The following is a 13,989-nucleotide window of genomic DNA, read 5'->3' as shown; positions in this document are numbered from 1 at the left end:
GTGCGTGCGGCCCGGCCGCCACGGTGTCCGCGGCGGCCGGGCCGCACGTTTCACGGCAGCTCGTAGTTCTCGTCGAGGGCCGCTCCGGCCTCGGGGTGGGTCTGGTCATAGCCGCGGGCGTCGCACTGCAGCGCCCCGACCACGCAGTGGTCGACGAGCGCCTTGAGCGTGGGCGCGTCCCAGGCGTTGAAGAAGTCGTAGTGGAACGACCAGCTCGGGCCGCTGGCCAGCCTCGCCCGGGAGAGGTCGCCGTTGACCGGGAAGGCCATCTTGAACTCGACCATCGGCAGCGCCACCGGGTGGTCGGCGGGGCACACGTTGTTGTTCGTGCCGGGGTTGACCACCGGGTAGGCCATATGGCTGCGGTGGTCGGGCGTGTCCAGGTACTTGCCGTCCCAGCAACTGGGCGCCTGGAAACGGATGTTGAGCTGGACCTCGGGACGGCTCGGGCAGTCCTTGGGGAACGCGACGTTGAAGTAGCTGTCGCCGCACTCCCAGCCCTCCACGAAGCCGGGGTGACGGCGGAACTCCTCGGCGGTCTGCGCCGGATCGCCCACCACGAACCGCAGCCCCTTGGGGAACGGCCGGACACTGGTGTAGTCGGTCACGCCCGCCTTGTAGTAGATGGTCTGCGGGCCGATGGGCAGCACCGGCTTGTCGCCGTTGAAGAGCGTGGGCATCCAGTAGCCCGACTTGTCCCCCGGCGCCTTGCAGGTGGTGCGGCCGGCGTCGAGGGAGGCCGTGGTGCTGGCCGCGTCGGTCGTGGTGTTGCCCATGAAGGTGTGGTCATGGGACGCGCCCGGCCGCTGCGGATACACGATCGGGTCGTCCGCCTTGGTGTGGCTGACCGAGCAGTTGGCCTGGAACTCGTGGAAGTAGCGGTGGGGCGGCTCCTTCGTGGACGGGGTGACGCCGGTGACCGGCGGGTTCGCGGGAATGTAGCCGTCGCCGTCCGGGTCCTCGGGCGAGGAGGCGGCCGACGCCGCCATGGCGTGCCCCGGCTGGGCCGCGTGCCCCGCATGGGCCGCGTGCCCCGCATGGGCCGCGTGCCCCGGCTGGGCCGCGTGCCCCGGCTGGGCCGCGTGGGCCGCCGTGACACCGCCGCCCGCGGACTTCGCCGCGGGTGTCTCGGCGCTCATCGCGATACCACCGAGCCCGAGCGAGGTCAGCAGCAGCGCGCCCGTGATCAGGGTGGATGAAACGATCTTCGATCTCCGTGCCATGGAGACTCCTGCCACATGGAGAGAGGGTGAAGGTGGCCGGGCGGCCCTCGCACGGCGAGGACTCGCGACGCCGTGGTGCGGGCCGGGCCGCCCGCATGACGGGCCGTCACCGGCCCGCGACAACAATGGGAGAGCGCTCTCCGAGATGGGAGTGTCCGGGCGGGGACACAAAGGTGTCAAGGCGTCGCGCGGAAAGGATCAGACGCCAGTTCTCCTTTCCCTTTTGAACACAACCGCCGAAGACGTGCCCACCACAAATCTCCCCAACTTCACCTGAACCCGCCGTTCCACCAGGGCAGTTGACGTTCAAAAAACAACAACATGCAAGGACTGCGGTCACAACTCTTGACGAGTCGTTCACATGGATGAAGCATGCGACGGCAAGAGAGCGCTCCCTCACCCCCCATCCCGTTCATTTACTGAACCAGGAGAGACGCCCCCATGACGCCTTCCCCCACGTCTTCCTCCTCTTCCTCCCCTTCCTCCTCCGGCCGCTCCGCGGTCGGCCGCCGGGCGGTGCTCGGCGCCGCGGCCGCCGTCGCATCGGCCCCCGCCCTCGGCGGCCTGGCCACTCCCGCGGCCGCCGCCCCCTCGCGCCGGGGCAGGAGCGCCAAGGCCCTGCCCGGCGGTGGCGACCTCGGCCCGAACGTGATCGTTTTCGACCCGTCCACGCCCGGCATCCAGGCGAAGCTGGACGAGGTGTTCAAGAAGCAGGAGTCGGCGCAGTTCGGCACCGGGCGCTACGCCCTGCTGTTCAAGCCCGGCAGCTACAGCGGGCTCAACGCCCAGATCGGCTTCTACACCTCCATCGCCGGGCTGGGCCTTTCCCCCGACGACACGACCATCAACGGCGACATCACGGTGGACGCCGGATGGTTCAACGGCAATGCCACCCAGAACTTCTGGCGCTCGGCGGAGAACCTCGCGGTCGTACCGGTCAACGGCACCAACCGCTGGGCCGTGGCGCAGGCGGCCCCCTTCCGGCGGATGCACGTCCGCGGCGGGCTCAACCTCGCCCCCAACGGCTACGGCTGGGCGAGCGGCGGCTACATCGCGGACAGCCGCATCGACGGCCAGGTCGGACCGTACTCCCAGCAGCAGTGGTACACCCGCGACAGCGCGGTCGGCGGCTGGCTCAACGGCGTGTGGAACATGGTGTTCTCCGGTGTAGAGGGCGCGCCCGGACAGAGCTTCCCCAACCCGCCGTACACCACGCTCAACACCACCCCCATCTCCCGGGAGAAGCCCTTCCTGTACCTCAACGGCGGCGAGTACCGGGTCTTCCTGCCCGAGAAGCGCACCAACGCCCGCGGTGTCACCTGGGGCAACGGCACCCCCAGAGGCACCTCGCTGCCGCTGTCGCAGTTCTACGTGGCCAAGCCCGGCGTCACCGCGGCCACCCTCAACGAGGCGCTCACCCAGGGGCTGCATCTGCTGTTCACCCCGGGGATCTACCACCTGGACCGGCCGGTCCAGGTGAACCGCGCGAACACCGTCGTCCTCGGGCTCGGCTACGCCACGCTCATCCCCGACAACGGCGTCACCGCGCTGAAGGTCGCCGATGTCGACGGGGTGCGGCTGGCCGGTTTCCTCATCGACGCCGGACCGGTCAACTCCGCCACGCTGCTGGAAGTCGGCCCGCAGGGGGCCTCGGCCGACCACTCGGCCAACCCCACCACCGTCCAGGACGTGTTCATCCGCATCGGTGGCGCGGGCCCCGGCAAGGCCACCACCAGCATGGTCATCAACAGCCGGCACACCATCGTCGACCACACCTGGGTCTGGCGCGCCGACCACGGCGACGGGGTCGGCTGGGAGACCAACCGCGCCGACTACGGTGTCCGGGTCAACGGCGACGACGTGCTGGCCACGGGGCTGTTCGTGGAGCACTTCAACAAGTACGACGTGCAGTGGTTCGGGCAGCGGGGCCGAACCATCTTCTTCCAGAACGAGAAGGCGTACGACGCCCCCAACCAGGCGGCCATCCAGAACGGCTCCATCAAGGGGTACGCCGCCTACAAGGTGGCCGATTCGGTGACCACGCACGAGGGGTGGGGGCTCGGCAGCTACTGCTACTACAACGTCGACCCGAGCATCGTGCAGCACCACGGCTTCGCCGCGCCGAACACGTCGGGGGTGAAGTTCCACAATCTGCTGGTCGTCTCGCTCGGCGGCCAGGGTCAGTACGAGCGCGTCATCAATGACAGCGGATCTCCCACCTCGGGCACCTCCACCGTGCCGTCCACCGTGGTGTCATATCCCTGATCTACGATTCCTCGCGGGTCGGTGCCCCCGGTGAACCGCCCCTCGAAGTGCCGACCGCCCAGGAAGGACCACACGCCATGACCACCACCCCCGTGCGCGACCGCTCCACGATCATGGTGCTCAACGGACCGAACCTGAACCTCCTGGGCCGCCGGCAACCCGAGATCTACGGCACCGACACGCTGGCCGACATCGAGAAGCTGGTGGCCGAGACGGCCGCGCCGCACGGTCTGACGACCGACTGCCGGCAGAGCAACCACGAGGGCCAGCTGATCGACTGGATCCATGAGGCCCGGGAGCGCCACGCGGCGGTCATCATCAACCCCGCGGGGTACTCCCACACCTCCGTCGCCCTGCGCGATGCCCTGGCCACCTGCGACGGTCTGCCGATCGTGGAGGTGCACATCTCCAACATCCACCAGCGGGAGGCCTTCCGGCACCACTCCTATGTCTCCGCGCTGGCCAACGGGGTGATCGCCGGATGCGGTGTCCAGGGCTACGCGTTCGCCGTCGAGCGGGTGGCGGCCCTGCTGGCCGCCGCCAGGGCGTAGGCGTACGACGCCTCGGGTCCTTCTGAGCGGAGTTCAGGCCCTGATCACGCGGACACCGGCCTCGGTGTACGGAGCGACCAGCTCCTCATCGGCGCCGGTGTCCGTGATCAGCACATCGATCTGGTCCAGTGCGCAGATCCGGGCGAACGCCCGGCGGCCCAGCTTGGAGCTGTCGGCCACGACCACCACCCGGGTGGCCCGGCCGGCCATCAGACGGTTGATGCTGGCCTCGCCCTCATGGTGGGCGGTCGCGCCCTGGACCGTGTCCAGCGCGTCCACACCGAGGATCGCCAGGTCCAGCGACACCTGGTCCAGCACCCCGGTGGCCAGCGGCCCCATCAGCTCGAAGGACTGCGGACGGGCCACCCCGCCGGTGAGCACGATCTTCACCTGGGGCCGCACCGCCAGCTCATTGGCGATGTTCAGGGCGTTGGTGACGACCGTGACGGCCGGGCCGCCACCCGGCGCGGAGAGGTCGCCGCGCGTGGAGATGGCGCGGGCGACCTCGGTGGTGGTCGTCCCCCCGTTGAGCCCCACGATCGAGCCCGGTTCGGCCATCCGGGCCGCGGCCGCGGCGATCCGCTGCTTCTCCGAGGCGCGCCGGGCGGTCTTGTAGCGCAGCGGTAGGTCGTACGAGAGGTTGTGCGCGACCGCGCCGCCGCGAGTGCGCGTCAGCATCTGCTGCTGAGCGAGTTCATCCAGGTCACGCCGGATGGTCGCGGCGGACACCGCCAGCTCGGCGGCCGCCTCCTCGACATCGATTCTGCCGTCCCTGGCCAGCAGATCCAGCAGGGCGTTCCAGCGCTCGGGCCGTTTCACGCCGATCACCCTACCCCGCTCCCGCGCACATCCGCTCTGGACTTCCGTGCGTGATGCTGCGCTTTATCAACCCGCAAGAAACAACTCCGAGCATCCATACCGCTCGGATCATCCGTGCGACGAGGGGAGCCCCATGAGCCACACCGAGGCCGAGATCGCGAGCCAGCCCGACTGCTGGCGGCGCGCCATCGCCCTGGCCCGGGATCCGGACGGGCCCGTACGGGCGGCGCTGCCCCGGGCGGGTGAGCGGGTCGCCGTCGTCGGCTGCGGCACCTCGTGGTTCATCGCCCAGTCGTACGCGGCGCTGCGGGAGGCGGCGGGCCAGGGCGGGACGGACGCGTTCGCGGCGTCGGAGATGCCGCTCGGCCGCGCCTACGACCGGGTGGTCGCGCTGTCCCGGTCCGGCACCACGACCGAGGTGCTGGAACTGCTCGGCGCGGTGCGCGGCCGGGTGCCCACCACCGTCGTCACGGCGGTCCCCGACTCACCCGTCGTGGGCGCCGCGGACGCCGCGGTGGTGCTCGACTTCGCCGATGAGCGATCGGTGGTGCAGACCCGCTGGGCCACCACCGAACTCGCGCTGCTGCGTGCCCACTTGGGGGCGTCACTGGACCGCCTGGAGGCGGACGGGGGAGGCGGCGCTCGCCGAGCCGCTGCCCGGACCGCTCGTGGACGCCGGGCAGTTCACCTTCCTCGGGCGGGGCTGGACCCATGGGGTCGCCCAGGAGGCCGCGCTCAAGATGCGCGAGGCGGCGGGGGCGTGGACCGAGGCGTATCCGGCCAAGGAGTACCGGCACGGCCCGATCAGCGTGACCGGGCCGCGGAGCGTGGTGTGGTGGCTGGGCGAGGGGGCGTCGGACGTGGCGCGCGGGCTCGACCCCGACGAGCCGCGCCATCTCACCCGCTCGGTGATCCTCGGCTGAGCGGGGCGGGGCCACGAGCCGCGCGGGTACGGGCGGATCGAGGGACAGGGGGCGGGACATGGGACAGGGCCGGAACACGGGAACAGGCGGAAGGAGCCGGTAGATGCCGCTGGTGGCCACCGGAGAGATCGTCGGGGGCCGCACGGGCCGGGCTCGGCGCGGGTGCGTTCAATGTCATCCAGATCGAACACGCCCAGGCCACCGTGGCCGGGGCGGAGGCGGCGGGCGCGCCGGTGATCCTCCGGATCAGCGAGAACGCGGTGCGGTATCACGGCGCCCTGGCCGCCATCGGGCGGGCGACCGTGGAGGTGGCCCGCGCCGCGGGGGTGCCGGTGGCCGTGCATCTGGACCACGCCACCGGGCCGGAGCTGGTGCGGGAGGCGGTGGACCTCGGCTTCGGCTCGGTGATGTTCGACGCCTCGGCCCTGGACTACGACGGTAATGTGGCGGCGACCGCCGAGGTGGCGGCCGACTGCCATGCCCACGGGGTGTGGGTGGAGGCCGAGTTGGGCGAGGTGGGCGGCGAGGACGGCGTCCACGCGCCGGGCGCCAGGACCGAACCGGCCGAGGCCGCGGCCTATGTGGCGGCCACGGGTGTGGACGCGCTCGCGGTCGCGGTGGGCACCTCGCACGCCATGGTCGTCAAGGCCGCGGTGGTGGATCTGCCGCTGGTCGCGGCGTTGCGCGCGGCCGTGCCGGTACCGCTGGTGCCGCACGGCTCCTCCGGGGTGCCCGAGGCGGATTTGACCCGGGGGGTGGAGGCGGGGCTGACGAAGGTGAACATCGCCACCCATCTGAACGTGGCCTACACCCGGGCGATCCGCGACCATCTGGCCGGCCACCCCGAGGTGGTCGACCCCCGCCGGTATGTCGCGGCCGGACGGGACGCGGTGGCGCGTGAGGTGACGCGGCTGCTGAAGCTGGTGCGGGCCACGCACTGAGAGTGCCTGCGGGAAGTTGCTGCGAACGCCGCGGATTCGAGCGGCAATGCGCATCGGCTTCCCGCAGTGCATGTGTATTGACATGAGCCTATCAACTCGCCCAAGATGCCCCAGTCGAGGTTAGGAAAGGTTCCTAACAAAGGGGTGTCCCATGCGCAAGCGTTTCGCTTTCGTGCTCGCCACGGCCGGTCTGCTGGCCGGTTCCGTCACCGCCGGCGCCCACGCCACCACCCGGGGCCCCGCGCCGGCCCCCGCGTCCACCAAGGAGGGCACGGTCACCGCGGCGCAGCTGCTCGCCAAGGTGCAGAGCTGTTCCCAGATTTCCAGCGGCAAGTACCGCACCGACGAGGAGACATCGGCCACCGTCCCGGTCTGCGGCGCCAATGGGGCGGTCTTCTGGAAGGCCGACATGGACGTCGACTGCGATGGCCAGGTGACCTCGCGGTGCAACGAGGACACCGACCCGTGGTTCCAGGACGACACCGCCTTCCACCAGTCGGACGGCAAGCCCCTCATCGCCGACAAGCTGCCGTATGTCGTGGTGCCGAGCCCCAGCTCCACCTGGGACTACCGGCAGGCCGGCATCAAGGGCGGCGGTGTGGTCGCGGTCATCTACAACAACAAGGTCGAGTACGCGGTGGTGGGCGACACCGGGCCCACCAAGATCATCGGTGAGGCGTCCTACGCCACGGCCGGCGCGCTCGGCATCGACCCCGACCCGGAGACCGGCGGCGCGGAGTCGGGGGTGACGTACATCCTGTTCAAGAACTCCTCCGTCTCCCCCATCGAGAACCACAGCAAGGCCGTGTCGGTCGGCGACGGCCTGGCGCAGCAGTTCGTCCAGAACAACTGACCCGCCCGCATCGGAGAACGCGCGGCACAGCCGCACGTTCTCCGATGACTTTTCCCGGGCCGGGCGGTCTGCACCGGTGAACGCCGCGACAGGAGGTGGACGTTGACCGGTCCCGAGCCCGAGAACCCGCCCACGCCGTCCCCGGCCGTGCTGGTACTGGCCCAGCCGGTCACCCGTGCCGAGGTGGCGCGGCTGTGCGAACGGCTGGCCGCGCTGGCGCGCCGTGCCGGTCCGGGGCCGGTCACCGTGGATGTGGGCGGAGTGGGACGGCCGGACCTGGCCGTGGTCGAGGCCCTGGCCCGGCTGCGGCTGACCGCCGCCCGGCTGGGGCGCGGGATCCAGCTCCGCAACGCCCGCGCCGAACTGCGGCGGCTGCTCGCCTGGACGGGGCTGGACGAGGCCCTGACGGCCCCCGCGGCGTTAGGCCACCTCGGGCCCGAGCCAGGCGGGGAGGCCGAACAGCGGGAAGAGGCGCTCGGTGTCCAGGAAGGAGTTGAGCCCGGTGATCCGGCCCCCTGATATCTCCAGGACCTGAAGCGCCCAGGGCTCATGGCGGCCGTCGGCGCCGCCCGGCCGGTACTGACCGAAGGCGGGCATGCCGTTGGCCACGGTCGGCAGCAGACGGGAGCCGCGGCAGCCGATGCCATGGCCCAGCAGCCACTGGCGGATGTCCTCGTGGCCGCGCAGCCACAGCTCGTACGGCGGCATGGAGAGCGTGGCGTCCTCGTGCAGCAGGGCGGTGAGGGAGTCCAGGTCATAGCGCTCGAAGGCGTCCACATAGCGGGCCAGCAGCGCACGCTGCTCCTCGTCCAGCGGCCTGACCGGGTCGGAGTCGCTGACCTGGCTCGCGGCGAGGGTGGCCCGAGCGCGCTGCAGCGCGCTGTTGACCGACGCGACGGTGGTGCCCAGCAGCTCAGCGACCTCGCTCGCCTTCCACGCCAGCACCTCGCGCAGGATCAGCACCGCCCGCTGGCGGGGGGCCAGATGCTGGAGCGCGGCGATGAACGCGAGCCGCACCGCGTCCCGCTGGGCCGCCACCTCGGCGGGGTCTCCCCCGTCCGACAGCACCTGGCCGTCCGGGACCGGGCCGATCCAGGTGGCCTCCGGCTGCTCGGCGAGCGTGGCCGGGAACGGGGTGGCGGCGGAGGTCAGATCCATGGGCCGGGCCCGCCGCTTGCTCCCGCTGAGCATGTCCAGGCACACATTGGTGGCGATGCGGTAGAGCCACGACCGCAGCGCGGACCGGCCCTCGAAGCGGTCCAGCCCCCGCCAGGCGCGCACCATCGTCTCCTGCACCGCGTCCTCGGCCTCGAAGGCCGAGCCCAGCATCCGATAGCAGTAACCGGTCAGCTGCGTGCGGTACGGCTCCAACTGGAGCTCGACACCGGCCGCGCCGTCCACCGCCGCCACATCACTCATCGCCGCACCTCGATCATGTCGATCGCTCTTCGGACTCCCATTGGCGCCAAACCTAACGGGCCCCACTGACAACGGCGCCGACCTGCGGAAACGACAGACGGGCGGGGGCGCCGGACGGGTGACTCAGGACACCGGGCGGGCACTGACCGCGGCGGCGTGCACCTGATGACCGCCGCTGGCGATCATCCGTACCTCCGCCCGGTCGCTGATCTCCGCCCGCACGATGCCGGTGTCGTCCACGTACACGGGATGGCCGCCCGGACCGCTGCTCTCCGTGCGGTGCACCACCACGACGTCCTCTGCTCCCGGGTCCGGGGCGGCCGTATCCACGAAGACCAGCTCATACCTCTCTCGGCTCCGCATCACGCCCTCCTCCGCACCGACCCGCCCCCGTCATCTCAAACCGGGACATTCAACACTATCGCTCGGGCCGGGCGGCGCAAGAGGTTCGGCCCTCACCTCGGTGCGGGGGCCTCCGGCCCGGCCGCGGCGTCCGCGCGCTCCTCCGCCGCCTCCTCCTCGAGCGGCGTCCGGTCGAGGTGCAGCATCGGCGCAAGGACGGGGCCGAACAAGGTGGCCACGGTGATCGAGCCCAGGGTGATGGTCCAGGCGAACGGGCCGAGCGGGGTGCAGTCGAAGAACTGGCTGACGCCCGGGGTCTGGATGATGGCGGCGAGCACCGCGGCGGAGCCCAGGCCGGCGATCAGGACGTGCCGGTCCAGGCCGCCTGTGGTCAGGGTCTGCGCAAGCTGGGTGCCGACCAGGGCGGCGAGCGCCACCGTACTGGCCCGGCGGCCCCGGCCGGTGACCCGCGCGCCGGTCCACGCCAGTCCGGCCCCGGCGGCCGTGATGACGCCCCGCAACAGCATCTCCTTGGTGAGCGCCACGCCCAGCGAGCGGCTGGGGCCCTCCTTGAGCAGCCGTTCCCCGGTGTGCCCGGTGGGCTCGCGCACCGCGATGGCGAGCGCGGGCGCGAGGTCGGTCAGCAGGTTGACCAGCATGATCTGACGCGCGCTCAGCGGTGTGGAGCCGGTCAGGGCGGAGGTGGCCACGCTGAAGGTGACCTCGCCGAAGTTGCCGCCGATGAGGATGGCGAGGGCGGCACGGACCGAGGCCCACATGGCGCGCCCCTCCATCAGGGCCGAGACGATGGTCTCCAGGCGGTCGTCGGTGACGACCAGGTCCGCCGCGGCGGTCGCGGCGGGGGTGCCGCGCCGTCCCAGGGCGATCCCGACGTCCGCGAGCCGGATCGCGGGCGCGTCATTGGCGCCGTCGCCGGTCATGGCGACCACCCGGCCGAGGCGCTGATACGCCTGGACGATGCGGACCTTGTGGTGCGGGCTGCACCGGGCGATCACGTCCACCGTGGGCAGCAGCTCGTCCAGCCGCTCGTCGTCCATCTCGTCCAGCTCAGGACCGGTGCTCACCCTGGGCTCGGGGATGTCCATGATGGTGGCCGCGATGGCGTCCGCGGTGGCGGGGTGGTCGCCGGTGAGCATCACGGTCTGCACCCCGGCCTCGCGCAGCCGCTCGGTGGCCGGGCCGGCGCTGGTGCGGACGGGGTCGGCGAGCGCGATGAAGCCGAGGAAGTCCAGGTCCCGCACGGTGTCGTCGGTAAGGTCCTCGCCCTCCCGCATCGGGCGCTCGGCCACCGCCAGCACCCGCCGCCCCGCTCCGGCCAGCTCCTCGGCGGCGTCGGCCAGCTTCTTGATGTCTTCCGCGTCCAGCGGGGTGGCCCGTCCGGTGCCCGGTACGCGCCGCCGGGCGACCCGCTCCAGGACGCCCTCGGGCGCCCCCTTGACGCTGAGCAGCGCGCCGTGCGGGGTGCGCCCGGCGGTGGCGTGGTACGCGCGGGAGGGTTCGAACGGCAGCGAGTCGGTACGGCGCCAGCGGGGCGCTCCGCGCCGCACCCCGACCCCGGCCCGGCGGGCCCCGACGCTCACCGCGCGGTCGGTCTGGTGCGCCATGGGCTCGGCCTGGCGGGCCGGCGGGGTCGCGCGCAGGGCGGCGGCGAGCACGGCCTTACGGGGCGCGTCGAGGCGCTCGGCGGGGAGCGGGCCGCCGCCGTCGCTGACGGCCGCGAGCTGGAGGGTGCCCTCGGTGAGGGTCCCGGTCTTGTCGAAGCACAGCACGTCGGCGCGGCCGAGCGCCTCGATGGTGCGCGGGTTGCGGACCAGGGCGCCGAGGTCGGCCAGCCGTCGGGCGGCGGCCAACTGGGCGGCGTTGACCAGGAACGGGAGCCCTTCGGGGACGGACGCCACGGCGAGGTTGACGGCGGAGGCGAGGTTTTCGGTGACCGGCAGGCCGTGCAGCAGTCCGGCACCGGCGACCGCGGCGGCGGACCCGACCGCGATGGGCACGCTGGACCGGGTGAGCGCGGTCAGCCGGGCCTCGACACCGGTGACCGGGGCGGCCTGGCGGGCGGTGGCCAGGCTGCGGCCGACCTCGGTGGCCGGTCCGGTGGCCACGACGACGGCCTCCGCCCGTCCCGCGGAGACCGTGGTGCCCTCGTAGAGCATCGACCGGCGCTGGGTGATGTGGGCGCCGACGACCGGCACCGGGGACTTGTGCACGGGGAGCGACTCGCCGGTCAGCGAGGACTCGTCGACCTCGAGCCCCTCGGCCTCCAGCACCCGGCAGTCGGCGGGCACCACGTCCTCCGGGCCCAGCACGACGATGTCGCCGGGGACCAGGTCCCCGGCGGTCACCAGGCGTTCCGTACCGCCCCTGCGGACCCGGGCGCCGATCGCCGACCGGGCGAACAGCTCGGACAGCGCCCGCTCGGTCCTGACCCGCTGGAATCCGCCGACGAGCGCCGAGATGCCGGTGATGGTGGCCACCAGCGCGGCGTCGGTGCGCGAGCCCACGGCGGCGGCCAGGGCGGCGCCGGCGGCCAGGACCGGGGTGAGCGGGTTGGCGAGTTCCTCGATGAACGCGGCGGGCAGGGTGGTGCCGGTGGGCTCGCCCCGGCGCGGCCCCTGCGCGGTGCGGGACGCCGCCTCCTCCGGGGCCAGCCCGCCGGGCCCGGTCCGCAGCCGCTCCAGCACCCGGGGGACGGGCATCAGATACCAGGGGGTGGTGGTCACCGGCGGGTCCATGGGGCGGGCGAGGAGCTGGCGGGCCCGCCAGTTGCCCAGGGCGAAGGCCAGGGTCCCCGCGCTGGTGCCCGACGCCGCGGCACGCGCGGTGGCCTGGTCCGGAGACGCCTGGAGGGCGGCCACCGCGCCGATGGCACTGCCGCCGGCGGACAGCAGGGCGCTCTCCCGGTCGACCCGCGCGGCCACGCCGACGGCGTCCACGATGAGCCCGGCGGACTCCAGGTCGGCGCCGACGAGCAGATGGGCGCCCCAGGCCGGGGGCTCGCCGTCGCGGTGCACGCCGATGCCGCAGTCGGCGGCTCCCAGGGCCCGGCGGTTGCCGGAGAGCAGCAGCACCACGGCGCCGTCGGCCTGGAGGGCGCGTACGGAGGCCACCAGGCGGCCGCCGGAGGGCACCACCGCGTCGGCGAAGGTGATGTCCGTGGGCCGCTCGCGGTCGGTGGCCAGGACGATGCGGGCCCCCGCCCGGCGGGCGGCGGCCGCCACGGCCTCGGCGCCCGGCACGGTCTGTGGCGCGAGGCCCACCACCGCCTGGAGCTTGCTCCCCCGGGCCAGACCGAGCACCCGCTCGCTGCCCCTGCGGCGGAGCCGCGCCGCGGTCTGCTGCCCGGTGCGGCCCGTAAGCTCCAGCCGGTCCAGGGGACCGAGCACCCATCCGTTGTCGCGGCGGGTCTCCAGGGGCGCATCGGAGTCGAAGAGGTCGAAGAGCCGCTCGGCGGTCCGCTCGGGGTCGGCGCCACCGAGGAGTTCCAGGTCGATGGGCTCGTAGCGGTCGCCACGCAGCGCCGCCTCGTCCAGCACCACGGTGTCGACCTGGCCCAGCCGCCGCAGCGAGCTGCGGTCCATGGCCAGGACGCCGCGCAGCGCCAGGAACCGGCCGAGGCTGGTCGCGAACCCCTCCCGGCCCGCCCCCGGCGCCTTGGGCACGGAGGAGAACCCGACGGCGAACCCGCGGCGCGGGCCGGCGAAGGGCGCGGTGAGGACGCCGGCCGCGGCCCCCGCGGCGATGGAGCGCTCCGCGAAGCGCTCCACGGTGTCCTGGGGGGACGGTCCGGGCCGCTCGACCACGATCGGCTCGGCCATCACGTCCTGGGGGCCGTGCACCAGGTGCGGCTCCATCGCGGCCCAGGCCCGGCCCTCCGCCTCCGCCTCCCGCCACAGGGCCATCCGCTGGATGAGGTCGAGCGCGAGCCCCCCGCCCCGGGTGGCCACGCCCTGGGTCAGCGCGCTCAGCACCGGCAGTGCCGCCTCGGTCGGCTGCCCGCGGGTGATGGCCAGGGCGAGGCGCCGCAGGCGGGGGTGGTTCTGGATGACGGACATGGCGGCGGCCACCTCGGTGGGCAGCTTGAGCCAGGGGGCCAGTCGCAGGGCGGTGGCCACGCCCAGCCCCACGACGTCCGCGGCCACGACGGCCAGCGACTGGGACTCCCTGGCACCGCCGGAGGGGTGGCGGGGCTCGGGTGCCCATTCGTCGAACTCCTCGGTGGGCGCGACGGGCTCCTGGACCTCCGCGCGCTCGATCCGGGCGATCAGGTCCTGTTCGGACGGGGGCGGCTTGCCCACGGCCACCACGACCCGCTCGGAGGGCGCGTTCACCCGGGCCCACCGCACCCGCGGATGCTCCTCGAGCGCCCGCTCCACCCGGCGGGCCACCTGCTCGCCGCCGATGCCGTGCACCCCGCGGACCTCGATGTAGTACCGCCCCGGGTAGGACCAGATCCCGCGCTCGGAGGGCCGGACCAGCCGCCCGACGGCTCCGGCGGCGTCCCGCACGCCCGCGGCCACACCGCTTTTGATGGGCGCGAGCAGCAGCGAAGGCGGCAGGGGCAGGCGCAGTGCTGACAGCGACGGCAGCGGTGACATCGAGGGACCTCCGCTCTCCGGGCGGCCTGCCCGG

9 protein-coding genes and 2 pseudogenes are annotated in these 13,989 nt (G+C 72.9%); 6 read left to right on the top strand and 5 right to left on the bottom strand.

Going from position 1 to position 13,989, the window contains the following annotated elements:
* Positions 1 to 50: 50 nt before the first annotated feature.
* Positions 51 to 1,223 (bottom strand): DUF1996 domain-containing protein, encoded by a 1,173-nt coding sequence (locus NP777_RS10170; RefSeq protein WP_256649762.1) that lies wholly within the window; start codon positions 1,221 to 1,223, stop codon positions 51 to 53.
* A gap of 441 nt (positions 1,224 to 1,664) precedes the next feature.
* Between NP777_RS10170 and NP777_RS10165 the strand changes: the two genes are divergently transcribed.
* Positions 1,665 to 3,488 carry a coagulation factor 5/8 type domain-containing protein gene (locus tag NP777_RS10165; RefSeq protein ID WP_256649761.1) on the top strand — a complete coding sequence of 608 codons (1,824 nt, stop codon included), beginning with the start codon at positions 1,665 to 1,667 and terminating at the stop codon, positions 3,486 to 3,488.
* 77 nt (positions 3,489 to 3,565) lie between these two features.
* Positions 3,566 to 4,039, top strand: a complete 474-nt coding sequence (gene aroQ, locus NP777_RS10160; protein WP_256649760.1) for a type II 3-dehydroquinate dehydratase — start codon at positions 3,566 to 3,568, stop codon at positions 4,037 to 4,039.
* Between the two features lie 33 nt (positions 4,040 to 4,072).
* On the opposite strand, the gene NP777_RS10155 is transcribed toward aroQ, so the two are convergent.
* Positions 4,073 to 4,858 (bottom strand): DeoR/GlpR family DNA-binding transcription regulator, encoded by a 786-nt coding sequence (locus NP777_RS10155; RefSeq protein WP_256649759.1) that lies wholly within the window; start codon positions 4,856 to 4,858, stop codon positions 4,073 to 4,075.
* 133 nt (positions 4,859 to 4,991) lie between these two features.
* Here NP777_RS10155 and NP777_RS10150 point away from each other — a divergent pair.
* The 4 genes and pseudogenes from NP777_RS10150 (at position 4,992) to NP777_RS10135 (ending at position 8,094) form a co-directional block, all read left to right on the top strand.
* Positions 4,992 to 5,781: pseudogene (locus NP777_RS10150) on the top strand (SIS domain-containing protein).
* Between the two features lie 103 nt (positions 5,782 to 5,884).
* Positions 5,885 to 6,722: pseudogene (locus NP777_RS10145) on the top strand (class II fructose-bisphosphate aldolase).
* 151 nt (positions 6,723 to 6,873) lie between these two features.
* Positions 6,874 to 7,575 (top strand): glycoside hydrolase family 75 protein, encoded by a 702-nt coding sequence (locus tag NP777_RS10140; RefSeq protein ID WP_256649758.1) that lies wholly within the window; start codon positions 6,874 to 6,876, stop codon positions 7,573 to 7,575.
* A 102-nt stretch (positions 7,576 to 7,677) separates the two neighbouring features.
* Positions 7,678 to 8,094: an STAS domain-containing protein gene (locus NP777_RS10135; protein ID WP_256649757.1), complete on the top strand. Its 417-nt coding sequence runs from the start codon at positions 7,678 to 7,680 to the stop codon at positions 8,092 to 8,094.
* Here NP777_RS10135 and NP777_RS10130 read toward each other — a convergent pair.
* The 3 genes from NP777_RS10130 to NP777_RS47735 all read right to left on the bottom strand — a co-directional run bounded on the left by NP777_RS10130 (position 7,996) and on the right by NP777_RS47735 (position 13,955).
* On the bottom strand, positions 7,996 to 8,994 hold the full coding sequence (locus NP777_RS10130; RefSeq protein WP_256649756.1) for a sigma-70 family RNA polymerase sigma factor: 999 nt from the start codon (positions 8,992 to 8,994) through the stop codon (positions 7,996 to 7,998). The two genes, NP777_RS10135 and NP777_RS10130, sit on opposite strands and share 99 nt — an antisense overlap.
* 123 nt (positions 8,995 to 9,117) lie before the next feature.
* Positions 9,118 to 9,357 carry a DUF6296 family protein gene (locus NP777_RS10125; protein ID WP_201847968.1) on the bottom strand — a complete coding sequence of 80 codons (240 nt, stop codon included), beginning with the start codon at positions 9,355 to 9,357 and terminating at the stop codon, positions 9,118 to 9,120.
* Positions 9,358 to 9,449: 92 nt separating this feature from the next.
* Positions 9,450 to 13,955 (bottom strand): HAD-IC family P-type ATPase, encoded by a 4,506-nt coding sequence (locus tag NP777_RS47735; RefSeq protein WP_305889563.1) that lies wholly within the window; start codon positions 13,953 to 13,955, stop codon positions 9,450 to 9,452.
* Positions 13,956 to 13,989 lie beyond the last annotated feature (34 nt).

This window comes from Streptomyces rugosispiralis, assembly GCF_024505145.1.
GTDB lineage: Bacteria > Actinomycetota > Actinomycetes > Streptomycetales > Streptomycetaceae > Streptomyces > Streptomyces rugosispiralis.
This window is presented reverse-complemented; position numbering and strand designations above follow the sequence as displayed.